This is a genomic window from Streptomyces sp. NPDC102279, from assembly GCF_044766365.1.
Classification (GTDB): domain Bacteria; phylum Actinomycetota; class Actinomycetes; order Streptomycetales; family Streptomycetaceae; genus Streptomyces.
Map to the genome: position 1 here is coordinate 321722 of NZ_JBIWLU010000012.1, position 22679 is coordinate 344400.

Here is a 22679-nt window from a genome sequence, read left to right on the forward strand (position 1 = left end):
TGCGGGGTCGTACGGTGGATTCCATGCGGCCCGTATCCAAGATCGAACGTTCGGTGGCGCCCTTCGAGGTCGTCAGCTCCTTCCAGCCCGGCGGTGACCAGCCCACGGCCATCGCCGACCTGGAAAAGCGCATCCGCGCAGGTGAAAAGGATGTCGTGCTCCTGGGCGCGACCGGTACCGGAAAGTCCGCCACCACCGCGTGGATGATCGAGAAGCTCCAGCGCCCCACGCTCGTCATGGCCCCGAACAAAACCCTGGCCGCCCAGCTGGCCAACGAGTTCCGCGAGCTGCTGCCGAACAACGCCGTCGAGTACTTCGTCTCGTACTACGACTACTACCAGCCCGAGGCCTACGTCCCGCAGTCGGACACCTACATCGAGAAGGACTCCTCGATCAACGAGGAGGTGGAGCGGCTGCGCCACTCCGCGACCAACTCGCTGCTGACCCGCCGCGACGTCATCGTGGTCGCCTCGGTCTCCTGCATCTACGGCCTCGGCACGCCGCAGGAGTACGTGGACCGCATGGTCAACCTCAAGGTGGGCGACGAGATCGACCGCGACGACCTGCTGCGCCGTTTCGTCGACATCCAGTACACGCGCAACGACGTGGCGTTCGCCCGCGGCACCTTCCGCGTCCGCGGCGACACGATCGAGATCTTCCCCGTCTACGAAGAGCTCGCAGTCCGCATCGAGATGTTCGGCGACGAGATCGAGGCGCTCTCCACGCTCCACCCGCTCACCGGCGAGGTCATCAGCGACGACGAGCAGGTCTACGTCTTCCCCGCCTCGCACTACGTGGCCGGTCCCGAGCGCATGGAGCGCGCGGTGAACGACATCGAGAAGGAACTGGAGGGGCGCCTCGCCGAGCTGGACAAGCAGGGCAAGCTCCTGGAGGCCCAGCGGCTGCGCATGCGGACGACGTACGACATCGAGATGCTCCGCCAGATCGGCTCCTGCTCCGGCGTGGAGAACTACTCGATGCACTTCGACGGCCGCGAGCCCGGCTCCCCGCCGAACACCCTCATCGACTACTTCCCGGACGACTTCCTGCTCGTCATCGACGAGTCGCACGTCACCGTCCCGCAGATCGGCGCGATGTACGAGGGGGACGCCTCCCGGAAGCGCACCCTCGTCGACCACGGCTTCCGGCTGCCCTCCGCGCTGGACAACCGCCCGCTGAAGTGGGAGGAGTTCCAGAAGCGCATCGGCCAGACCGTCTACCTCTCGGCGACCCCCGGACAGTACGAGCTGTCCCGTTCGGACGGCCATGTCGAGCAGATCATCCGCCCCACCGGACTCATCGACCCCGAGGTCGTCGTGAAGTCCACCGAAGGCCAGATCGACGACCTGGTGCACGAGATCCGCAAGCGCACCGAGAAGGACGAGCGCGTCCTGGTCACCACGCTCACCAAGAAGATGGCAGAGGACCTCACCGACTACTTCCTGGAGCTGGGCATCCAGGTCCGCTATCTGCACAGCGACGTCGACACACTGCGCCGCGTCGAACTGCTGCGGGAGCTGCGCGCGGGCGAGTTCGACGTCCTGGTCGGCATCAACCTCCTGCGTGAGGGCCTCGACCTTCCCGAGGTCTCCCTGGTGGCGATCCTCGACGCGGACAAGGAGGGATTCCTGCGCTCCGGCACCTCCCTGATCCAGACCATCGGCCGCGCGGCGCGCAACGTCTCCGGTCAGGTCCACATGTACGCGGACAGGATCACCCCGGCGATGGCGAAGGCCATCGACGAGACCAACCGGCGCCGGGAGAAGCAGATCGCGTACAACAAGGAGAGGGGCATCGACCCGCAGCCCCTCCGCAAGAAGATCAACGACATCGTGGCGCAGATCGCCCGCGAGGACGTCGACACCGAGCAGCTCCTCGGCTCCGGATACCGCAAGTCGAAGGACGGCAAGGGCGCCAAGACCCCCGTGCCCGCGCTCGGCGGCAAGGCCGCGAAGTCCGGCAAGGCGGCCAGGTCCGGAAAGAACGCGGACGCCGTGCCGACCGACCGCCCGGCGGCCGAACTGGCCGGGCAGATCGAGGAGCTGACGGAGCGCATGCGCGCGGCCGCCGCCGACCTGCACTTCGAGATCGCCGCCCGCCTGCGCGACGAGGTCTCCGAGATGAAGAAGGAACTGCGGCAGATGAGGGAAGCGGGCATGGCCTGACGGCCACGCGGACGGCGCCGGACCTCGGCGGATGCGCTCTGTGTTGCAAGACCGACACAAAGTACGTCCCGGGCTTCGGCGCCGTCACCGCCGCTGCGTAGGGTTCTGCTCATCCGCGGAGTCCGCGGCAACAGGGGACAGTTCGAGAGGGGAACAGCGCGTGACGGTCAACATGACCAAGGGTCAGGCCATCAGTCTGCAGAAGAACGACGGGGGCACGCTGACCGCGGTCCGTATGGGTCTCGGCTGGCAGGCGGCTCCCCGGCGCGGCCTGTTCGGCACGCGCACCCGGGAGATCGACCTGGACGCCTCCGCCGTGCTGTTCGCGGACAAGCAGCCCGTCGACGTGGTGTTCTTCCGACACCTCGTCAGCGACGACGGCTCGGTGCGGCACACCGGTGACAACCTGGTCGGCGGCGTCGGCCAGGGCGGCGACGACGAGGCCATCCTCGTCGACCTGCAGCGCATCCCGGTCCACATCGACCAGATCATCTTCACCGTGAACTCCTTCACGGGCCAGACCTTCCAGGAAGTGCAGAACGCGTTCTGCCGTCTCGTCGACGAGACCAACGGCCAGGAGCTCGCCCGCTACACCCTCGCGGGCGGCGGCCAGTACACGGCGCAGATCATGGCGAAGGTGCACCGCGCGGGCACCGGCTGGCAGATGACGGCCCTCGGCACGCCGGCCAACGGCCGCACGTTCCAGGACCTGATGCCCGCGATACTGCCGCACCTGTAGACCGGCCGGCGCGCCACGCACGAAGCGACATAGGGGGACAGGCGATGACGGCCGAGCTGGTCCGGGGGCAGAACCATCCGCTCTCCCAGGTCCGACTCGAGGTCCGGGTCTCGGCCGGGAAACCGGTCGTGGCGGGGGCCACGCTCAGCGACGAGCAGGGCAGGGTCCGCGGTGTCGAGTGGGTGGCCCACCCGGGCGCGCCCACGCTGCCCGGGCTCGAGGTCTCCCAGCAGGCGGCGGCCGACCACCGTCTCGCCTTCGACCTGGACGCCCTGCCGCCGGCCGTGCACCGGGTGAGCGTGCTGCTCGCACTGCCCACCGGGACCGGCGGTCCCGTCCGGTTCGGGGCCGTCGCCGCCCCCTTCGTCGCGGTCACCGGGCTCGACGGTGCCGAGATCGCCAGCTACACCCTCACGGGCCTCGACGCCGAATCCGCCGTCGTGGCCCTGGAGCTCTATCGCAGGCAGGACGCCTGGAAGGTCCGGGCGATCGGCCAGGGCTACGCGGGCGGCCTCGCCGAGCTCCTCGGCGACCAGGGCCTTTCCGAGGCCCGACAACTCGCCGGGACCATCAACGAAGCCGTGGCCCAAGGCCTCGCCCGTTCGGTGGCGGCACCCCCGCCGCGCACACCGGACGGCGACCGCTCCCGGCAGGCGGCCACCTCCGCGCCCGGCCCCGACCAGTCCCGCACGGGGCCCGGACCGCAGGGCGCCCCAGGCGGCACGACATCGCCCCAGTCCCCGTACGACCTGCCCGGACCGGGGAGCGTCACCCCGGCTCCGGCCGGCCGGCCGGGCGGCTCGGTTCAGCCCGACCCCTCCGCCGTCGCCCAGCCGTCCTCAGCGGCGGGAGGCCCGGTCGACTACAGCCACCCCGGCCGCCAGACCTCCGCTCCGCCATCGCCCCCGCCGACCGCGCCGCCGGCCGAGCCGGGCCGGCCCGCCCGGCCCGTCGCGGGGGACGCGACCGGCTGGTCTATGGACGAGCGCCTGTACAACCAGGTGTGGGGCATGTTCGAGGACCTCGCCCGGACCGTCGCCGCGTACCGCAGTGCCGTCGACTTCGCCGACTCGCGCATGGAGAAGGAGCTCGACCACGCCCTGTCCGACCCGCGCAACCGGATCGGCGGCCAGGGCGACGCCGCCCGCGACGCCGCCCGTGCCAAGCACGCGGATCTCGTCGACCAGGCCCGCGCGGCCCTGGACCGCGACCTCGCCCAGCTGACCGCGGAGGCGGAGGTCGTGGAGCCCGCGCTGCCCACCGCCTACGCGAGCTGGGACAACCCGGTCTGGCACGGCTACCGGCCGCCCATGGAGATCCCGATGGCGGTCCGCATCGGTGACCTCTCCCTCCCCGAGAGCGGCACGCTGAGCATTCCGATGCTGATGCGGCTGCCGCTGGAGCGCGGCCTGTGGATCGACAGCGGTCGCGCCGCGCTCGACGGCACACTCGCCGACTCCGACCAGTTGCGCCGCCTCGCCATGGACACGGCCGTGGCGCATGCCGCCCGGCTGCTCGCGGTCTATCCGACGGGCGAGTTCACCGTCCATGTCATCGACGCGGCCGGCGCCGGAGCCCCCTCGCTCGCCCCGCTCGTTCGGTCCGGGGCACTCGCGGGTCCACCGGCGGTCGGTGCCGCGGGTGTCACGGACGTGCTGGCACGGCTGACCCAGCGCGTCGACCTGGTGCAGATGGCGTTGCGCGGAGGAGCGGCCGACGCACTGCCGCCCGGCCTCGACACCGCCGAGCAACTGCTGATCGTCAACGACTTCCCGCACGGCTTCGACGATCGCGCCGTGACCCAGCTCCGCTACCTGGCGGACGAGGGCCCGGCCGTCGGCGTCCACCTGATGATGGTCGCCGACCGGGAGGACGCGGCCGCCTACGGGCCACTGCTCGACCCGCTGTGGCGGTCGCTGCTGCGGATCACCCCGGTGCCCGACGACCATCTCGCCGACCCCTGGGTCGGGCACGCGTGGACCTTCGAGCCGTCACTGATCCCCGCCGGCAGCCAGGTGCTCGAGCGCGTCCTCGCGCAGGTGGCGGCGGCCCGCCGCCCCTGGGACCGCTGACCCCGCCCCACGCGTCAAGGTGCTTTACCAAGCATCAGTAAAGCGCCATGACCTGCGCACTTGGCTTTTCTTTTACTTAGCCCTTTACCTTTCCTTGGTGATTCGGGTACTGTCTTTCCATACGGAGGGGAGTACTCCCTACCTGCTGCGGCGTACCCGTCAATACGGATCAGGCCAGATCCCGGGACGTCGGCCCGCAGGCTCCGGGCGCACCCAGCGTCCCGGCGGCCTCGGGTGGAAGAGACCTCCGGTGGCGACGACGCTGAAATCTGCCGTTACGTACTGCCGGAGGCGCAGTGAATGTTTCCCTGACCCTGTGGGCCCTGACCATCCTGGGGCTTGCCGCACTCATCGCGGTCGACTTCTTCATCGGTCGAAAGCCGCACGACGTATCGATCAAGGAAGCCGGAATCTGGACGGTCGTCTGGATCGCCCTCGCCGGGCTGTTCGGGCTCGGCCTGCTTCTCTTCTCCGGCGGTCAGCCGGCCGGTGAGTTCTTCGCCGGCTTCATCACCGAGAAGTCGCTGAGCGTCGACAACCTCTTCGTCTTCGTCCTGATCATGGCCAAGTTCGCCGTGCCCTCGAAGTACCAGCAGCGCGTGCTCCTGGTCGGCGTCCTCATAGCCCTGGTCCTGCGCGCGGTCTTCATCGCCGCGGGCGCCGCGATCATCGCCAACTTCGCGTGGGTCTTCTACATCTTCGGCGCCTTCCTCATCTACACCGCCTGGAAGCTGATCCAGGAGGCGCGGGCGGACGAGGAGGACGACGAGTTCGAGGAGAACAAGCTGCTCAGGGCGGCCGAGCGCCGCTTCGGCGTCGCCGACCGCTACCACGGCACCAAGCTGTGGATCCGGGAGAACGGCAAGCGCGTCATGACGCCGATGCTGGTCGTCATGCTGGCGATCGGCACCACCGACGTCCTCTTCGCGCTCGACTCGATCCCCGCGATCTTCGGCCTGACCCAGGACCCGTACATCGTCTTCACGGCCAACGCGTTCGCGCTGATGGGTCTTCGGCAGCTGTACTTCCTCATCGGCGGCCTGCTCAAGAAGCTGGTTCACCTGAGCTACGGCCTGTCGGTCATCCTCGGATTCATCGGGATCAAGCTGGTCCTGCACGCGCTGCACGAGTCCGGCGTCCATGTCCCCGAGATCTCCATCCCGGTCTCGCTCGGCGTGATCTGCGTGGTCCTCGTGGTCACCACGATCACCAGCCTGATCGCCACGAAGAAGCAGGCGCGCGCCGAGGCCGAGCCGGCGGAGAAGGACAGCATCGACGTCTGACCTCGCCGACCGACCGCAGGAACCACCAGATCGGGAGCGGTACACCGTGAACTGCCGTCCACCGTCCCCGGCGTCCATCGCCCGGATACCGAGCCCCTCCTTGCCGGAGGTTCCCGGCCCGGGCGGTGGGGCCCGCCGGCCCGGGCCGGAGCGGCACGCCGCCGGAGTGCGGGGCACGCTCCCGACTGGGACGATCACGGCATGATCGTTCGGCTCCGGTCACTTCTCGCGCAGTGGACCGCCGTGGTGCCCGTCGTCGCGGTGATCCTGCTGGCCCTCACCTGGGGGCGCGACCTGCCCGCCGCGGTCGTGGCACTGGTGACGTTGGTCCTCGCCGGTGCCGTGCTCGCCGCGGTGCATCACGCCGAGGTGGTCGCGCACCGGGTGGGTGAACCCTTTGGATCGCTGGTCCTCGCCGTCGCGGTCACGATCATCGAAGTCGCCCTCATCGTGACCCTGATGGCGGACGGCGGCGACAAGAGCTCGACGCTGGCCCGCGACACCGTCTTCGCCGCCGTGATGATCACGTGCAACGGCATCGTCGGCGTGTGCCTGCTCGTCGCCTCACTCCGCCACGGACTGGCCGTGTTCAACGCGGAGGGCACCGGAGCCGCCCTCGCGACCGTCGCCACACTGGCCACGCTCAGCCTGGTCTTCCCGACCTTCACCACCAGCAAGCACGGGCCCGAGTTCTCCACCGCCCAACTCACCTTCGCCGCGGTCGCCTCCCTGGTCCTGTACGGCCTCTTCGTGGCGACCCAGACCGTCCGGCACCGCGACTACTTCCTGCCGATCACCCGGCAGGGGCAGGTCATCGACGCGGACGACCACGCCGACGTCCCGTCCGCCCGTATGACCCGGATCAGCCTGGGGCTGCTCGGCCTGGCCCTCGTCGGCGTGGTCGGTCTCGCCAAGGGCGTGTCGCCCACCATCGAGTCCGGGGTCGAGGCGGCCGGCATGCCGCACTCCGTGGTCGGTGTGATCATCGCGTTGCTCGTGCTGCTCCCCGAGACGATCGCCGCCCTGCGGGCCGCCCGCCGCGACCGGGTGCAGACCAGCCTGAACCTCGCCCTCGGCTCGGCCATGGCCAGCATCGGCCTCACCATCCCGGCCGTCGCCCTCGCGTCGGTCTGGCTCTCGGGGCCGCTCGTCCTCGGCCTCGGCCCCACCGAGATGGTGCTGCTGACGCTGACCGTGGTGGTCAGTTCGCTGACCGTCGTCCCCGGGCGGGCCACCCCCCTCCAGGGAGGGGTCCATCTGGTGATCTTCGCCGCCTATCTGGAACTCGCCGTCAACCCCTGACGGTTCTCACTCGGCGGCGCGCACGACCCTCAGGCGTGGCACCGGCCGGGTCTCCGGCAGCAGGGCGAAACAGCCGAGGCTCAGCAGCGCGACCGCCGTCAGATAGCCGGCCACCCCCCACGGCACGCGCTCTCCGCTCGCCACCGCCGTCGCCACGACCGGGGTGAGCGCGCCTCCGAGGACGCCGCCCAGGTTGTAGCCGACCGCCGCGCCCGTGCACCGCACCCGGGGCTCGTACAGTTCCGGCAGGTACGCGGCGATCACCGCGAACACCGCGACGAACGCCATGAGCGCCACCAGGAATCCGATGAACATCAGCAGGGGCTCGCCGGTCGACAGCAGTCCGATCATCGGGAACATCCACAGTGCGGCACCCGCGCAGCCCGCCAGGCACAGCGGCCGTCGCCCGTAGCGGTCGCCCAGCAGGGCCACCAGCGGTGTCAGGGACCCCTGCACCACCACGGCGGCCATGACGCAGGTCAGCATGACCGTCCGGCTCACCCCGAGGCGGTCGACGCCGTAAGCGAGCGCCCAGGTCGTCACCGTGTAGAACACGGCGTACCCGACGGCGAGACCGCCGGCCGTCAGCAGGACGAGCCGCCAGTGGTCGCGCGCCACCTCGACGAGCGGCACGCGCGCGTGGTCCCCCACCTCCAGGAACCGCGGGCTCTCCGTGAGTGAGGAGCGCAGCCACAGTCCGGCCAGGGCGAGGACCCCGGCGGCCCAGAACGGCACCCGCCAGCCCCAGGCCGCGAACTGCGCGTCGGACAGCGTCGCGGACAGCAGCAGCATCACGCCGTTGGCGAGCAGGAACCCGACCGACGGACCGATCTGCGGGAAGCTCGACCACAGTCCACGCCGCTCGGCCGGTGCGTGCTCGGCCGTCAGCAGCACGGCCCCGCCCCACTCGCCGCCGAGCCCGAGTCCCTGGAGGAACCGCAGCACGAGCAGCAGAACCGGGGCCGCCACGCCGATCCGGTCGTACGCCGGGACACAGCCGACCGCGACGGTCGCGGCACCCGTCAGCAGCAGCGAGGCGACCAGCACCGGCCGTCGCCCGCGCCGGTCTCCGATGTGCCCGAAGAGCATCGAGCCCAGCGGCCGGGCGACGAACCCGACGGCGAACGTCCCGAAGGCCGCCAGCGTCCCCGCCAGCGGCGAGAAGGTCGGGAAGAAGAGGGGCCCGAGCACCAGGGCCGCGGCGGTCCCGTAGACGAAGAAGTCGTAGAACTCGATGGCCGTCCCGGCGAGGGAGGCGGCCGCGAGTCGCAGCATGGAGGGGGCCCTTACGGAGCGTACGTCGCGCATGCCGCGTCAACTACCCACAGTGACGGCGGGTTACGGGGGCGTGCGGGAGTGCGGCGCGGGTCAGTAGGTGACGGTGATGCGCCGGGCCGGACCGTCGACGCGGACCGTTCCGCCGTACGGGATGACGACCTGCGGGTCGGTGTGTCCGAGGTCCACGTCGAACACGACCATCATGTCCGGGGCGTAGCGGTCGACCGCGCGGCGAACCGCTTCCCGCTGGTCGCGTACGTAGCGGGCCCGGTCCGCGGGGGCGAGCGGTCGATCGAACGACCAGGCCTTCGGGCGGCCCATGAGCAGGGCCGGGAAGCGTCCCAGCAGGCCTCGCTCGCCCATGCCGCGCAGGATCCGGTACACGTCGTCGGCGCCGGGCATGTCCTCCGAGGTCTCCAGGAACAGCACCTGACCGTCGTACACGGAGAGGTCGCGGGGGATCTCGCGGTCGGCCATGAGCAGCCAGGACAGGATCTCCAGGTTGCCGCCCCAGGAGCGGCCCTCGACCACCCGGTCCGGGCGGACCCACGTCCAGCCCGCCCCCGGCCGCGTCTGCGGCTCGCGGGCGAAGCTCTCCGGATCGTCCCAGGGCAGGTCGACCTCGCGGAACCGGTCGGCGGGCCGCAGCTCGTAGGGCCCGGACGCGAACAGGGCGGCCCGCACGGACTCGGCCGTCAGCGGGTCCATGGCGCCGGGTCGGCCGAACTCGCACATCACCGTGGCGCCGTGGTAGCCGACGATTCCCGTGTTCCATAGGAAGGCGAGGACGTTGGTGTTGTCGCTGTAGCCGAAGAACGGCTTCGGGTTCGCGCGGATCAACTCCCGGTCCAGCAGCGGCAGCACGGTGATCTGGTCGTCGCCCCCGATGGACGCCACGACCGCCCTGACCGTCGGATCGGCGAACGCCGCGTGGAGGTCGTCGGCCCGTTCCCGCGCCGAGGAGCCCATCGTCCGGGTCGTCGGGTACTCGACCGGTTCCAGTCCGAACGTCCCGCGCAGCCGCTCCAGGCCCAGTTCGTACGGCAGGGGGAGCAGCCCCGGCAGGCCGCTGGACGGCGAGAGCACGGCGATCCGGTCGCCGGGCACGGGCTTGGGCGGGTACACGGGCGGGATCATGGCGAGAGGATACGAGCGGTCACCCGTCCGGGGCACCGTGATAAACCGGGTGCGAGCAGCGGTCCTCGACGGGCCGGCCGACCCGAAGGACCGGAGGAACCGTGCCCCGCACCCTCGCCAACGCCCCGATCATGATTCTCAACGGGCCCAACCTGAACCTCCTCGGGCAGCGCCAGCCGGAGATCTACGGCCGTGACACGCTCGCGGACGTGGAGGCGCTGTGCGCCAAGGCGGCGTCGGCGCACGGAGGCACGGTGGACTTCCGGCAGTCCAACCACGAGGGCGAACTGGTGGACTGGATCCACGAGGCCCGCCTGAACCACGCGGGGATCGTCATCAACCCGGCCGCCTACTCGCACACTTCCGTCGCCATCCTGGACGCGCTCAACACCTGCGACGGGCTGCCCGTGGTCGAGGTCCACATCTCCAACATCCACCAGCGCGAGGAGTTCCGGCACCACTCGTACGTCTCGCTGCGGGCCGACGGGGTCATCGCGGGCTGCGGCGTGCAGGGGTACGCGTTCGCCGTGGAGCGGGTGGCGGCACTGGCCGGTGCCGGGCTGGCCGCCACCTGAGCCTCACAGCCGCCCGGCGTCCACGATCCGCTTGAGGAAGCGCCGGGTGCGCTCCTCACGGGGGTCGCCGAAGACCTCCTCGGGCGTGCCGCGTTCCAGGATCACCCCGCCGTCCAGGAAGCACACCTGGTCCGCGACCTCACGGGCGAAGCCCATCTCGTGCGTGGCGAGGACCATGGTCATGCCGTCCTCCTTGACGTCCCGGACGACGCCCAGGACCTCGCCGACGAGTTCGGGGTCGAGCGCGGCGGTGATCTCGTCGAGGAGCAGCAGCTTGGGGCGTACGGCCAACGCGCGGACGATCGCCGCCCGTTGCTGCTGGCCGCCGCTCAGCCGGTCCGGGTACTCGCCCGCCTTGGCGCCGAGCCCGAGCCGTTCGAGCAGTTCACGCGCGTGTGCCTCCGCCGCCGCCCGCCCCGTCCCGTGCACCCGGCGCGGGGCGAGCGTGATGTTCTCCAGGACGGTCATGTGCGGAAAGAGGTTGTACGCCTGGAAGACCACGCCGATCCGCCGGCGCACCGCGTCCTGGTCGGCGCGCGGGTCGGTGATCTCCTCGCCGTCCAGCCAGATCGCCCCGTCGTCGACCTCCTCCAGGAGGTTGGCGCAGCGCAGCAGCGTGGACTTGCCGGAGCCGGAGCCGCCGATGAGCGCGGTCACGGTGTGCGGGGCGACCTCCAGGTCGACGTCCCGCAGGACGACCGCGTCGCCGAACGTCTTGCGGACGGACTCCATCCGCAGCATCGGACCGCCGGGGCCGGGTGCCGTGCTCATACGATGCCTCCCTGGCTCCGGCGCCGGTCCATACGGGCGGTGACCCAGTCGGTGAAGCGCGTCATGGGGATGGTCAGGGCCACGAAGAGGAGCGCGGCCACGATGTACGCCGTGTAGTTGAGGCTCCGGCCCACGATGATGTCCGCCGAGCGCATCGCCTCGACCGCGCCGCCGATGGAGACGAGGCTGGTGTCCTTCTGCAGGGACACCATGTCGTTGAGGAGCGGCGGGACCTGACGCCGTACGGCTTGCGGCAGCACCACATGGCGCAACGTCTGCCGGTTCGTCAGACCCAGGGAGCGTGCCGCGGCCCGTTGCGAGGGGTGCACGGACTCGATGCCGGCGCGGACGACCTCGGCGACGTACGCCGCGTACGTCAGCACCAGGCCCGCGCCGCCGAGCAGGACCGGGTCGTCGGTGACCCCCTGCAACTGGAGGGCGGGGACACCGAACACGACGATCGACAGGCAGATGATCAGCGGCAGGCCGCGGAAGAAGTCGGTGTAGGCCGTGGCGAGGGCGCGCAGCGGCCAGTACATCGGGCCCCGCAGGGTGCGCGCCACGGCTATGAGGGTGCCCAGCACCAGCACCAGGGCACCGCACACGACGAACAGCCGGAGGTTCAGCCACAGGCCTTCGAGAACCTTCGGGAGGGCCTCCCGCGCGAAGGACGCGTCGAAGAACGTCTCCTTGGTGCGCGGCCAGCCCGGCGCGCCGACGACGACGAAGTACAGCACCACGGCGACGACCAGGGTGGACAGCGCGGCGACGGCGGCCGAACGGCGGGCCCGGGCACGCCGGTGCCGCTCGCGCTCGATCCGTCGCGGCGACGGGACGTACGGGCCGGCGCCGCCGGGCATGTCCCCCTCGGCGGCGTCCCCTCCCGACTCCTCCTTCACTGCCGTCACTTGAGCACCGGGGCGTCGACGGCCTCGGACAGCCACTGCTTCTCGATCTTCGCGAGGGTGCCGTCCGCGCGCAGGGCGTCCACGGCCTTCGTCACGCAGGAGGTCAGCGCGCTGCCCTTGTCGAGGACGAGCCCGAACTGCTCGGGCGTCCCGCCCTGGTTCTCGAACTGGCCGACGATCCTCGCGTCGGTCACCTCGGCGGCCGTGATGTAGAACGCGGTCGGCAGGTCGGTGACGATGGCGTCGACCTGGCCGTTCTTCAGCGCGGACTTGGCCTGGTCGTTCTTCGCGTACGCCGCGGGAGACGTGGTGGGCTTCACCACGTCGTCGATGTAGTCGAGGCTCGTGGTGCCCACCTGCGCGCCGAGCTTGAGGCCCTTGAGGTCCGCGAGCCCGGTCGCCTTCGCCGCCTTGGAGCCCTTCAGCGCGATGACGGCCTGCCGTACGTCGTAGTAGCCGGACGAGAAGTCCACGGCCTTCTTGCGCTCGTCGCTGATCGACACCTGGTTGATGTCGAGGTCGAAGCTCTTCCGGCCGGGCGCGAACGCCTTGTTGAAGGGCACGCTCTGCCAGACGACGTCGCCGTCCGCGTAGCCGAGCTGCTCGGCCACCGCGTACGCCACGGCCGACTCGAAGCCCTTGCCGTTCGGGGGCTTGTCGTCCTTGAACCACGGTTCGTACGCGGGCTCGTCGGTCGCGATGGTGAGCTTGCCGGCCGTCCGCGTGCCCAACGAGCCCTTGGCGCAGGCTTCGGCGCCGCTGCCGGAGGCCTTGCCCGACGCCTTCTCCTCCGGCTGCGGGGCGCAGCCCACGGCGAGGGCGAGCAGGACGACGGTGCCGGCGGACGCGGCGCGGGTCAGGGCGCGTTGAGCGAGATGCATGGCGGGAGAGTGACAGCGAACCGTGCCGTCTGTCGAGGTCACGGCGGTAAATGTCCGCATGGTGGGAACGGGTGTTGCCATCGCGTGAACAGTGCGGGCGTGGCCGCCCCCGCACCGCGGCGGGGGCGGGGGCGCTCGCCCGGGTTCACCACCCCCGCGCGCGCCACTCCGGCAGGTGGGGGCGCTCGGTGCCCAGCGTGGTGTCGTTGCCGTGGCCCGGGTAGACCCACGTCTCGTCCGGCAGGACGTCGAAGATCCTCGTCTCGACGTCGTGCAGGAGGCTCGCGAACGCCTCCGGGTCCTTGTGGGTGTTGCCCACCCCGCCGGGGAAGAGGCAGTCGCCCGTGAAGACGTGGGGGTGACCGTGCGGGTCGTCGTAGACGAGGGCGACCGAGCCCGGCGTGTGGCCGACCAGGTGGCGCGCGGTGAGGCGCACGTTCCCCACGAGGACGGTGTCGCCGTCCTCCAGGAGGACGTCGGTCGGGACGGGGATGCCGTCGGCGTCCTCCCGGCCCGCGTAGGTGCGCGCGCCGGTGGCCGCCACGACGTCCGCGAGCGCCTGCCAGTGGTCGCCGTGCTGATGGGTGGTCACGACGGAGGAGATGCCGTCGTCGCCGATCAGGGTGAGCAGGGTCGAGGCGTCGCTCGCCGCGTCGATCAGGAGCTGTTCGTCGGTGGCCCGGCAGCGCAGCAGGTAGGCGTTGTTGTTCATCGGGCCGACCGCGACCTTGGAGATCATCAGGTTCTGCAGCTCGTGCACGTCGGCAGGGCCGCCGACCTTCACCGCTCCGCTGTACGTCATGGCGGCAGCCTATAGCGGGGGCAGGGCCGGCAGGGGCCCGCCGTCGACGGTCAGTGCCGAGCCGTCGCGGCGCCCGCAGAGCCAGCCGAGCAGGTCGGCCGCCGTGCCCCGGACCGCGACGGGCCCGCCCGCGGCGCCTCCGCCGGTGGTCCAGGTGCGGCCGGCGTCGGAGGCCAGCTCCGCCGAGGGCACGTCCGGGTGGCCGGCGAACCGTTCCGTGAGGAAGTCGATCTCCCGGACCGTGAACTCCTCCGGCAGGTCCTCGAGCTCGTACCCGGTCCCGAGGTCCACGTGGTGCAGCTCGGCCTCGGCCCACCGCCGGAACGGCACCCGGGCCGCGGCGTCGGTGACGCCGTTGCGCAGCTCGACCGTGCGCGACCAGTCGGCGGGCGCGGCCCCCGTGTCCTGGAAACGGGCCGCGCTCTCGCGGACGTCGGCGAGCTGTGCGGCGAGGGGCCGCGGAGCGTCCCGCTCGATGTCGGCGTCCCGCGCGGTCGCGGAGGCGTACATGGGGCGGCCCTCCAGGACGTTCACGAGGGCGTCCGCGTTGCGGGCGACGTGGGCGAGCACGTGCCCACGACTCCAGCCGGGAAGCCGTGACGGTTCCGTCACAGCTGCGTTGTCCAGTCCGGCGGCTGCGGTGAGCAGCCGATCCGTCGCGGCACGTACAGATGCCAGGTCGCGCACATGATCCATCATGCGGCCGACCCTAGCCCCGCCACACGTTCGGGTGAAGGTGGTCGGTCGCCCCCGTAAATCGAATGCACGTGCTATACGCTCGTGGGCGGCGTCGGGCATGCTGGACGGTCCGGGATTGTTGTGAACCAAGGAAAGCAACCGGCGCTGTCAGTGGCTCGCCCTAGTCTGAGGAAGACGGGGGCCTGCGGCCCCTGTCACCACTCTCTAGAAAGGTGCGGACCGGCGTGGCCGACCGTCTCATCGTCCGTGGAGCGCGCGAGCACAACCTGAAGAATGTCTCGCTCGACCTCCCGCGCGACTCGCTCATCGTCTTCACGGGCCTGTCGGGGTCGGGCAAGTCCTCCCTAGCCTTCGACACGATCTTCGCCGAGGGCCAGCGGCGTTACGTGGAGTCCCTCTCCTCGTACGCACGGCAGTTCCTCGGCCAGATGGACAAGCCGGACGTGGACTTCATCGAAGGCCTCTCCCCGGCGGTCTCCATCGACCAGAAGTCGACCTCGCGCAACCCGCGCTCGACGGTCGGCACCATCACCGAGGTCTACGACTACCTGCGGCTGCTCTTCGCCCGCATCGGCAAGCCGCACTGTCCCGAGTGCGGCCGCCCCATCTCCCGGCAGTCCCCGCAGGCCATCGTCGACAAGGTGCTGGAGCTGCCCGAGGGCAGCCGGTTCCAGGTGCTGTCGCCGCTGGTCCGCGAGCGCAAGGGCGAGTTCGTCGACCTCTTCGCCGATCTCCAGACCAAGGGGTACAGCCGTGCCCGGGTCGACGGCGAGACCATCCAGCTGACCGAGCCGCCCACGCTGAAGAAGCAGGAGAAGCACACCATCGAGGTGGTCATCGACCGCCTCACGGTGAAGGACTCCGCCAAGCGCCGGCTCACCGACTCCGTGGAGACCGCGCTCGGCCTGTCCGGCGGCATGGTCGTGCTCGACTTCGTCGACCTCCCCGAGGACGACCCCGAGCGCGAGCGCATGTACTCGGAGCACCTGTACTGCCCGTACGACGACCTGTCCTTCGAGGAGCTCGAGCCCCGCTCCTTCTCCTTCAACTCGCCCTTCGGCGCCTGCCCGGACTGCACCGGCATCGGCACGCGCATGGAGGTCGACCCCGAGCTGATCGTCCCGGACGAGGAGAAGTCCCTCGACGAGGGCGCCATCCACGCCTGGTCGCACGGGCACACCAAGGACTACTTCGGCCGGCTGATCGGCGCCCTCGCGGACGCGCTGGGATTCCGCACCGACATCCCCTTCGCGGGCCTGCCGCAGCGCGCCAGGAAGGCCCTGCTCTACGGTCACAAGACGCAGATCGAGGTCCGCTACCGCAACCGGTACGGCCGCGAGCGTGTGTACACCACGCCCTTCGAAGGGGCCGTCCCCTTCGTCAAGCGGCGCCACAGCGAGTCCGAGAGCGACGCCAGCCGCGAGCGCTTCGAGGGCTACATGCGCGAGGTGCCCTGCCCCACCTGCCAGGGCACGCGCCTGAAGCCGCTCGTCCTCGCGGTGACCGTCATGGAGAAGTCGATCGCCGAGGTCGCCGCCATGTCGATCAGCGACTGCGCGGACTTCCTGGGCCGGATGAAGCTCAACGCCCGCGACAAGAAGATCGCCGAGCGCGTCCTGAAGGAGGTCAACGAAAGACTGCGCTTCCTGGTCGACGTCGGCCTCGACTACCTGTCGCTGAACCGCGCGGCGGGCACCCTCTCCGGCGGCGAGGCCCAGCGCATCCGGCTGGCCACCCAGATCGGCTCCGGACTCGTCGGCGTCCTCTACGTCCTCGACGAGCCGTCCATCGGTCTGCACCAGCGGGACAACCACCGGCTGATCGAGACCCTCGTCCGCCTCCGCGACATGGGCAACACCCTCATCGTCGTCGAGCACGACGAGGACACCATCAAGGTCGCCGACTGGATCGTCGACATCGGCCCCGGCGCGGGTGAGCACGGCGGCAAGGTCGTGCACAGCGGTCCCTTGAAGGAACTGCTCGCCAACACCGAGTCGGTGACCGGGCAGTACCTGTCGCGGAAGCGGGAGATCCCGACCCCGGACGTGCGCCGCCCCACCGACCCGAGCCGCAGGCTCACGGTGCACGGCGCCCGGGAGAACAACCTCCGCGACATCGACGTGTCGTTCCCGCTGGGCGTCCTCACGGCCGTCACCGGTGTGTCGGGCTCCGGCAAGTCGACCCTGGTCAACGACATCCTGTACACGCACCTGGCCCGCGAGCTGAACGGCGCGAGGAACGTGCCGGGCCGCCACACGCGCGTGGCGGGCGACGACCTCGTCGACAAGGTCGTGCACGTCGACCAGTCGCCGATCGGCCGCACCCCGCGCTCGAACCCGGCGACGTACACCGGAGTCTTCGACCACGTCCGCAGGCTGTTCGCCGAGACGACCGAGGCGAAGGTGCGGGGCTATCTGCCCGGCCGCTTCTCCTTCAACGTCAAGGGCGGCCGCTGCGAGAACTGCTCCGGCGACGGCACCATCAAGATCGAGATGAACTTCCTGCCGGACGTGTACGTCCCCTGCGAGGTCTGCCACGGGGCGCGCTACAACCGGGAGACGCTGGACGTCCACTACAAGGGCAAGTCCATCGCCGAGGTGCTGGACATGCCGATCGAGGAGGCGCTCGACTTCTTCGAGGCGGTCCCGGCGATCGCCCGCCACCTGAGGACGCTGAACGACGTCGGCCTCGGGTACGTCAGGCTCGGCCAGTCCGCGCCGACCCTGTCCGGCGGTGAGGCACAGCGCGTCAAGCTCGCCAGCGAGCTCCAGAAGCGCTCCACCGGCCGCACCGTGTACGTGCTCGACGAGCCGACCACCGGCCTGCACTTCGAGGACATCAGCAAGCTCATCACGGTGCTGTCCGGCCTCGTCGACAAGGGCAACACGGTCATCGTCATCGAGCACAACCTCGATGTCATCAAGACCGCGGACTGGGTCGTCGACATGGGCCCCGAGGGGGGCAACGGCGGTGGTCTCGTGATCGCCGAGGGCACACCCGAGGAGGTCGCGAGCGTCCCGGCCAGCCACACCGGCAAGTTCCTGCGCGAGGTCCTCGGCGCCGACCGGATCAGCGACGCCGCCCCGGTGAAGGCGCCGCGCAAGGCGGCCGCCAAGAGGGCGGTCGCGGCCAAGGCGCCCGCCAAGAAGACGGCCACGAAGACCGTCACCGGCACGGCCACCAAGGCCGCCGTCAAGAAGGCCGCCGCGAAGTCGACGGCGGCCGAGAAGGCGGCACCCGCGAAGAAGACCACGCGGGCACGCAAGGCCTGAGCGGACGCCCGGCCGGGCGGACGACGACTCACCGACGGCGGGGGCCCCCCCCATTAAAAGCCGGGGGGGCGCGCCGGTGGGCCCGGCGCCCGCCCCACCCTCCCCGCCCGCCCCCCCCGCGCCCCCCCCCCCCCCCCCCCGGGGGGCCGCCCCCCCCCCCCCCGCGCCCGCCCCCCCGCCGTGTCGTGCCGGGCCGCGGACCGGACGGACAGCTGCCGCCCGGTGTCACGGACCGCCGAGTTCCGAGGCGTACGGCGGTTCCGCCCCGGCCCGCGAGCAGGTGATCGCCGCGGCGCGGGCCGCGAAGCGCAGGAGGTCGGTCCAGCCCTGCGCGCCCAGCTCGGCCGGCGCCCCCGGGGACAGGGCGTCCCGACTGGCCAGGCCGTGCAGCAGCGCCGCGTTCACGGTGTCACCGGCGCCGATGGTGTCCACGACGTCCACCGCCTCGCCGGACACGGAGTGCACCGAGCCGTCCCGGGTGAAGGCGGTGAGACCGTCGCCGCCCCGGGTGACGACCACGGCCGTCGGCCCCGCGGCCAGCCACTCCTGGGGCGTGCCGCCGAGCCACGCCGCGTCCTCCTCGGACAGCTTCAGCAGGGACACCGACGGCAGCCAGCTCAGGAACCGGGCACGGTAGGCGTCCGGATCCGGGATCAGACCGGCGCGGATGTTCGGGTCGAGTGCGGTGAACACGCCCTGCGCGGCGGCCTTGCGCATCAGCTCCTCGTAGGCGCTCGCGCCCGGTTCCAGCACGAGGGAACAGGTGCCGAAGGATACGGCCCGGGTGGCGTCGGGGAGTGCGGCGGGGGCGGAGAAGAGTCGGTCGGCCGTGCCCTCGACGTAGAAGGAGTAGGCGGCCGAGCCGTCCGGGCCGATCGTGGCGGCGGCCAGCGTCGTCGGTTCGGCGCCGCGCTGCACGCACGACACGTCGATGCCCGCTCCGGTCAGCCCGTCCAGGAGCGCCTCGCCGAAGGCGTCGCGCGAGACGCGGGAGCAGAAGGCGGTGGGGGAGCCGAGGCGGCCGAGCGCCACGGCCGTGTTGTACGGGCCGCCGCCGAGACGCGGCAGCAGGCCCGCCAGGGCGCCCGCGCCCTGCGGGACCAGATCGATCAGGGCCTCACCGGCGACGACGATCACGACTCGGTTCCTTTCCTGGGGGCCTCATGGCCTTCGGGGAGCGTGGAGCTGTCGGGACAGCCGCACGAGGTGCGGTGGACGAAGGCGGCGGGCAGGCGCACGGTGCGGCTCTCACGGCCCGGCTCCGCCAGCCGCTCCAGCAGCAACTGGACGGCGCGGGCGCCGATCTCCTTGCCGGGCTGGGCGATCGCGGTGAGCCGCGGCGTGAACAGATCCGCCCAGGAGAAGTCGTCGAAACAGCAGAGGGCCAGGTCCTTCGGCACGGACACGCCCCGTTCGCGCAGCGCCCGCAGCGCGCCGATGGTCATCGCGTTGTTGGCGGTGACGAGGGCGGTCGGCCGCGCCGCGAGGCACAGCAGCCGGTGGGTGGCTCGCTCGGCCGTGTCAGCCTGGGACGCGCCGTGGACGACGAGCCGTTCGTCGTAGGGGAGTCCGGCGTGGGCGAGGCCGTGCCGGTACCCCACGATCCGCTCGGCCGTGGTGCTCAGGCCCGGCAGGCCGGCGACGAGCCCGATGTGCCGGTGACCCCGGCCCGCGAGATGGGTGACGAGGGTCGTCATGGGCGCGGTGTTCTCGGTGCCCACCTGGTCGTGGCGGAAGCCGCTCCCGGCGGGGGAGCGCACCAGCCGGTCCAGGAACACGGTGGGGACGGCGTGCTGCCCGAGATAGCCGAGCAACGCGTCCGGGGTCGCCGAGGGAGCGATGATCATGCCGTCCACGCGCCGCTCGTGCAGCAGCTGGACGATCTTCCGCTCGTGCTCCGGGTCGTCGTGCGGATCGGCGATGAGCAGGCTGTAGCCGTCCTCCAGGGCGCGGGCCTCCACGCCCTGCAGGATCTCCGTGAAGTACGGGTTGCTGATCGCCGAGACGGCGAGCCCGAGGGAACGGGTGCGCGAGGTGACGAGCGAACGGGCCAGGCTGTTCGGTGTGTAGCCCAGTTCGTCGATCGCGTCGAGAACGGCCCGGCGCGTCTGCGGCAGCACCGGGCGGGTGTCGTTCAGGACGTGCGACACCGTCGCGATGGACACGCCCGCACGCCGGGCCACGTCGACCATCGTCGCCATGGCGCTCCCTCCCCGGGACCGTGGTGGATCGCGCCGGGGACGTCGTCGTCCCCGTGCCGACGGGGCGCCGTTCCGCCCGCGACCCGGTGGTGCCGGGGTGCACGGAGCCTGCCGTCCGCCCGCGAAGGTACCCCATCCGGCGGCACACGTAAACGCTTACGCGAAGGGTCCGCGTGCACGCCTCGGCCCGGGTGTGAGCCCTTGCGCGGGGCCGGCCGTACCGGGATCACCCGACGTCCGGCGGAACGATCTGTGCCGGTATCGTCGCCCTGCGGCCACCCGTGTCCTACCGGGCGGATCAGCCGCGCAGTCACCGAAGAAACCACCTAGACCAGTGGAGATGCCATGCCGGGCCGCCCGTCCGCGAGCCGTCGCACCGTCCTGAGGGGAGCGGCGCTCACCCCGGTCGCCGGGCTCGGCCTCGCCGCGTGCTCCGGGGGCGGCGGCGGGGGAGCGCCCGCGACACCGACCGCCCCGGTCGTGCTGGGCGCGGAGAGCGAGGTCGCCAAGGGCGGTGCCGAGCTGTACCAGGACCAGAACGTCGTGGTCAGCCGTGCCGAGGACGGTTCGCTCAAGGCGTTCAGCTCGATCTGCACGCACGCCGGGTGCGCCATCGACAAGCTGGACGGCACGACTCTCGTGTGTCCGTGCCACGGAAGCGAGTTCGACGCGCGGACGGGCAAGGTGCTGCGGGCGCCGGCCACCGAGCCGCTCGACGAGCTGACCGTCGAGGCGAGGAACGGCAAGATCGTCGCCGGTCCGGAGGCTTGAGCGCCGGTCCGGAGGCCTGAGCGCGGTCCCGAGGTCTGCGCAGTGGACGGGGGCCGCGCGCCGCCGTCCAGGGTCCGTCCGAGCGGGCCACGCCCCGAGCAGGGTCAGAGCCGGGCGGGATCAGGCCCGGGCGGGATCAGATCCGAGCGGGGTCAGATCCGAGCGGGATCAGACGTGAGCGGGCGAACGCTCACTCCCAGTCCCACCCGATCCCCACGATCCCCGACCGTACGCGCGGTTCGACCAGGTGCACCGAGTGGTGGCGGCCGCTCAGCGTCAGCTCCTGGCGGCCGCTGCGCGGCGCGGCCGCGGAGTGCTGGGTGAAGCGATGGCAGCGCACGGGAAGCGCGTCCTCGGCGAAGTGCACCTGGAGCGCGTACTGGCCGCCGGCGAAGCCGAACCCGCGGACGTACTCGCTGGACGCCCCTGCTGTGCCGTCCTCGAAGCCATAGCGGAAGAGAAACGTATCGCCTGCTCGTAGCCGCATGTCGAAGAGGAGTTCGGCGACGAGGATCCCCGTGTCGTGGTGCCAGCGCACCCGGCCCGTGCGGCAGTTCTCCAGGGCGCGGACCGCCGTGCTCTCCGGGGCGCATCCCGGGTCGCCGTGGTGGACGGCCACATAACGGTCGACGCCGTCCCTGTGGGCGCGCACGATGTGCTGCGACTCACGGCCGAGCAGTTCACGGCGGGCGCCTATGCGGACCCGTTCGTGATGGCCGATGGTGTGCAGACCGCCGTCGAGAGGCGACTCCAGCTCGGCGAGCAGCCGCTCCAGGACGCCGGACGCCTCCACCAGGGAGCGGTAGGAGCGGCCGGCGGGACGCTCGGGGTCGGCGCGCTCCTCGGCCTTGGCGAGCAGGCGTATCAGGGACTCGTCGGGCAACTGGAGTATCTCCTCCAGGGCGCGGACGGCACGCAGCGACTCGGGGCGCTGCGGGCGCCGGGCGCCCTGCTGCCAGTAACTCAGGCTCGTCACCCCGACCTTGACCCCGTAGCGCGACAGATGGTGCTGGACGCGTTGCAGCGGCAGTCCGCGGGCGGCGATCGCGGCACGCAGCGCGACATGGAACGGGCCGCCGCGCAGGGCCGTGTCCAGTTCCGCCGTGCCGATGTCCGCGTGCTGTGTGCCGTGCCGCATGCAGGGGCCTTTCTGTGAATGTTCACTACGGCTGACCAGGCCGTTCGTGCGACGGTCGGGCCGCCTGGCGGGCGCGCGGGGACCGTTCACACGTGGGTTGTGCCGTTCACGCCCCAAGTTCCCCCGCATTGAAGCGTGTTGACCAAGTCCCGACAACACCTGATGCTCAACATGGCTGACCTCGGCCCCCGTAGGCGCTCCTTCCCCCTCGACCCCAGCGGGAGCAACGCGATGCGCTCCGTACGACGACTGGCCGTTCTCGCCGCGATGCTGGCCGCCGTCGGCGCCGCCCCGGTGGCCCACGCGGAGGGGCGCGCGGACGGCCGTCACGACGCGCCGGCGTACGCGGGACGTGCGTACGGTCACTCGGGCCCGGACGGGTCGGCCGGGGGCACCGCCGACGGGACCGGCCACGGACGGCACGTGGCGGGTGACGGACCGGAGCGGGACGGAAGGACCGGGGGCGAGAGCCCGCGCGGGGGCAGAAGCGGGCGGACCGAGCGGACCGATCCCTTCGTCGTGGTGGCGTCGGCGGCGGCCGGAGCGGGAGCACTCGTCGCGATCTTCCTGAGCGTCTCGCGGGCCCTGCGCCGCCGTCGCGGCTGACGGGCCCCCGGCCGCCCCGGGAGGGCCGGCGGCGCCCGGGAACCGCACCCACCGCAGGGTGCCGTCGGACGGGAGCCCG

General features: G+C 71.4%; 19 protein-coding genes. 9 read left to right on the forward strand and 10 right to left on the reverse strand.

From position 1 onward, the window contains the following. Positions 1 to 23 precede the first annotated feature (23 nt). From uvrB to ACIRQH_RS30410, 5 genes are all read left to right on the forward strand, one after another. Positions 24 to 2165, forward strand: a complete 2142-nt coding sequence (uvrB, locus tag ACIRQH_RS30390) for an excinuclease ABC subunit UvrB (protein WP_358817076.1) — start codon at positions 24 to 26, stop codon at positions 2163 to 2165. Between the two features lie 160 nt (positions 2166 to 2325). Further along, entirely contained in the window at positions 2326 to 2904 is a 579-nt protein-coding gene (locus ACIRQH_RS30395; RefSeq protein WP_358817077.1) for a TerD family protein, read from the forward strand. Between the two features lie 44 nt (positions 2905 to 2948). Beyond that, on the forward strand, positions 2949 to 4976 hold the full coding sequence (locus ACIRQH_RS30400; protein ID WP_388877490.1) for a TerD family protein: 2028 nt from the start codon (positions 2949 to 2951) through the stop codon (positions 4974 to 4976). Between the two features lie 296 nt (positions 4977 to 5272). Then, a complete protein-coding gene (locus tag ACIRQH_RS30405) occupies positions 5273 to 6259 on the forward strand; it encodes a TerC/Alx family metal homeostasis membrane protein (RefSeq protein ID WP_358817079.1) in 987 nt (328 codons plus the stop codon). 201 nt (positions 6260 to 6460) lie between these two features. Then, a complete protein-coding gene (locus tag ACIRQH_RS30410) occupies positions 6461 to 7561 on the forward strand; it encodes an ionic transporter y4hA (RefSeq protein WP_358817080.1) in 1101 nt (366 codons plus the stop codon). Between the two features lie 6 nt (positions 7562 to 7567). Here the strand turns inward: ACIRQH_RS30410 and ACIRQH_RS30415 are convergent, their stop codons facing one another. Next, entirely contained in the window at positions 7568 to 8836 is a 1269-nt protein-coding gene (locus tag ACIRQH_RS30415) for an MFS transporter (protein WP_388877494.1), read from the reverse strand. A 93-nt stretch (positions 8837 to 8929) separates the two neighbouring features. Then, the gene (locus ACIRQH_RS30420) at positions 8930 to 9976 is read right to left on the reverse strand and encodes a S66 peptidase family protein (RefSeq protein WP_388934858.1); all 1047 of its coding nucleotides are present in this window, start codon (positions 9974 to 9976) and stop codon (positions 8930 to 8932) included. 101 nt (positions 9977 to 10077) lie between these two features. Here ACIRQH_RS30420 and aroQ point away from each other — a divergent pair, with 101 nt between their 5' ends. After that, positions 10078 to 10551 (forward strand): type II 3-dehydroquinate dehydratase, encoded by a 474-nt coding sequence (gene aroQ, locus ACIRQH_RS30425; RefSeq protein WP_358817083.1) that lies wholly within the window; start codon positions 10078 to 10080, stop codon positions 10549 to 10551. A 3-nt stretch (positions 10552 to 10554) separates the two neighbouring features. Here aroQ and ACIRQH_RS30430 read toward each other — a convergent pair whose 3' ends face one another. The 5 genes from ACIRQH_RS30430 to ACIRQH_RS30450 form a co-directional block, all read right to left on the reverse strand. Then, entirely contained in the window at positions 10555 to 11322 is a 768-nt protein-coding gene (locus ACIRQH_RS30430; protein ID WP_358817084.1) for an amino acid ABC transporter ATP-binding protein, read from the reverse strand. Next, positions 11319 to 12230 carry an amino acid ABC transporter permease gene (locus ACIRQH_RS30435; RefSeq protein WP_358817085.1) on the reverse strand — a complete coding sequence of 304 codons (912 nt, stop codon included), beginning with the start codon at positions 12228 to 12230 and terminating at the stop codon, positions 11319 to 11321. The genes ACIRQH_RS30430 and ACIRQH_RS30435 overlap by 4 nt, the downstream gene beginning before the upstream one ends. Beyond that, entirely contained in the window at positions 12227 to 13111 is an 885-nt protein-coding gene (locus tag ACIRQH_RS30440; RefSeq protein ID WP_404227876.1) for an ABC transporter substrate-binding protein, read from the reverse strand. Before ACIRQH_RS30440 ends, ACIRQH_RS30435 begins: the two co-directional genes overlap by 4 nt. A gap of 145 nt (positions 13112 to 13256) precedes the next feature. Then, positions 13257 to 13913 (reverse strand): MBL fold metallo-hydrolase, encoded by a 657-nt coding sequence (locus ACIRQH_RS30445; protein WP_388877501.1) that lies wholly within the window; start codon positions 13911 to 13913, stop codon positions 13257 to 13259. Positions 13914 to 13922: 9 nt separating this feature from the next. Further along, positions 13923 to 14612 (reverse strand): maleylpyruvate isomerase family mycothiol-dependent enzyme, encoded by a 690-nt coding sequence (locus ACIRQH_RS30450; protein ID WP_404227879.1) that lies wholly within the window; start codon positions 14610 to 14612, stop codon positions 13923 to 13925. A 224-nt stretch (positions 14613 to 14836) separates the two neighbouring features. On the opposite strand from ACIRQH_RS30450, the gene uvrA reads away from it, so the two are divergent. Next, the gene (uvrA, locus tag ACIRQH_RS30455) at positions 14837 to 17884 is read left to right on the forward strand and encodes an excinuclease ABC subunit UvrA (RefSeq protein WP_358817089.1); all 3048 of its coding nucleotides are present in this window, start codon (positions 14837 to 14839) and stop codon (positions 17882 to 17884) included. 225 nt (positions 17885 to 18109) lie between these two features. Here uvrA and ACIRQH_RS30460 read toward each other — a convergent pair whose 3' ends face one another. Both ACIRQH_RS30460 and ACIRQH_RS30465 read right to left on the reverse strand, forming a co-directional pair. Continuing rightward, positions 18110 to 19021, reverse strand: a complete 912-nt coding sequence (locus tag ACIRQH_RS30460; protein ID WP_358817090.1) for a carbohydrate kinase — start codon at positions 19019 to 19021, stop codon at positions 18110 to 18112. Beyond that, entirely contained in the window at positions 19018 to 20085 is a 1068-nt protein-coding gene (locus ACIRQH_RS30465) for a LacI family DNA-binding transcriptional regulator (RefSeq protein WP_404227883.1), read from the reverse strand. Before ACIRQH_RS30465 ends, ACIRQH_RS30460 begins: the two co-directional genes overlap by 4 nt. A gap of 345 nt (positions 20086 to 20430) precedes the next feature. Here ACIRQH_RS30465 and ACIRQH_RS30470 point away from each other — a divergent pair, with 345 nt between their 5' ends. Further along, the gene (locus ACIRQH_RS30470) at positions 20431 to 20856 is read left to right on the forward strand and encodes a Rieske (2Fe-2S) protein (protein WP_358817092.1); all 426 of its coding nucleotides are present in this window, start codon (positions 20431 to 20433) and stop codon (positions 20854 to 20856) included. A 190-nt stretch (positions 20857 to 21046) separates the two neighbouring features. Here ACIRQH_RS30470 and ACIRQH_RS30475 read toward each other — a convergent pair whose 3' ends face one another. Next, positions 21047 to 21994: a hypothetical protein gene (locus ACIRQH_RS30475; protein ID WP_388877513.1), complete on the reverse strand. Its 948-nt coding sequence runs from the start codon at positions 21992 to 21994 to the stop codon at positions 21047 to 21049. Between the two features lie 171 nt (positions 21995 to 22165). On the opposite strand from ACIRQH_RS30475, the gene ACIRQH_RS30480 reads away from it, so the two are divergent. Then, the gene (locus ACIRQH_RS30480; RefSeq protein ID WP_404227887.1) at positions 22166 to 22600 is read left to right on the forward strand and encodes a hypothetical protein; all 435 of its coding nucleotides are present in this window, start codon (positions 22166 to 22168) and stop codon (positions 22598 to 22600) included. Positions 22601 to 22679: the final 79 nt, after the last annotated feature.

What these genes read in the sequence shown, in the direction of transcription:
- ACIRQH_RS30450 (WP_404227879.1), bottom strand. Translation starts at nt 14,612, where the DNA reads ATGATGGATCATGTGCGCGACCTGGCATCTGTACGTGCCGCGACGGAT.
- ACIRQH_RS30445 (WP_388877501.1), bottom strand. Translation starts at nt 13,913, where the DNA reads ATGACGTACAGCGGAGCGGTGAAGGTCGGCGGCCCTGCCGACGTGCAC.
- ACIRQH_RS30475 (WP_388877513.1), bottom strand. Translation starts at nt 21,994, where the DNA reads ATGCGGCACGGCACACAGCACGCGGACATCGGCACGGCGGAACTGGAC.
- ACIRQH_RS30465 (WP_404227883.1), bottom strand. Translation starts at nt 20,085, where the DNA reads ATGGCGACGATGGTCGACGTGGCCCGGCGTGCGGGCGTGTCCATCGCG.
- uvrB (WP_358817076.1), top strand. Translation starts at nt 24, where the DNA reads ATGCGGCCCGTATCCAAGATCGAACGTTCGGTGGCGCCCTTCGAGGTC.
- ACIRQH_RS30410 (WP_358817080.1), top strand. Translation starts at nt 6,461, where the DNA reads ATGATCGTTCGGCTCCGGTCACTTCTCGCGCAGTGGACCGCCGTGGTG.
- ACIRQH_RS30430 (WP_358817084.1), bottom strand. Translation starts at nt 11,322, where the DNA reads ATGAGCACGGCACCCGGCCCCGGCGGTCCGATGCTGCGGATGGAGTCC.
- ACIRQH_RS30470 (WP_358817092.1), top strand. Translation starts at nt 20,431, where the DNA reads ATGCCGGGCCGCCCGTCCGCGAGCCGTCGCACCGTCCTGAGGGGAGCG.
- ACIRQH_RS30420 (WP_388934858.1), bottom strand. Translation starts at nt 9,976, where the DNA reads ATGATCCCGCCCGTGTACCCGCCCAAGCCCGTGCCCGGCGACCGGATC.
- ACIRQH_RS30440 (WP_404227876.1), bottom strand. Translation starts at nt 13,111, where the DNA reads ATGCATCTCGCTCAACGCGCCCTGACCCGCGCCGCGTCCGCCGGCACC.
- ACIRQH_RS30400 (WP_388877490.1), top strand. Translation starts at nt 2,949, where the DNA reads ATGACGGCCGAGCTGGTCCGGGGGCAGAACCATCCGCTCTCCCAGGTC.
- ACIRQH_RS30415 (WP_388877494.1), bottom strand. Translation starts at nt 8,836, where the DNA reads ATGCTGCGACTCGCGGCCGCCTCCCTCGCCGGGACGGCCATCGAGTTC.
- ACIRQH_RS30480 (WP_404227887.1), top strand. Translation starts at nt 22,166, where the DNA reads ATGGCTGACCTCGGCCCCCGTAGGCGCTCCTTCCCCCTCGACCCCAGC.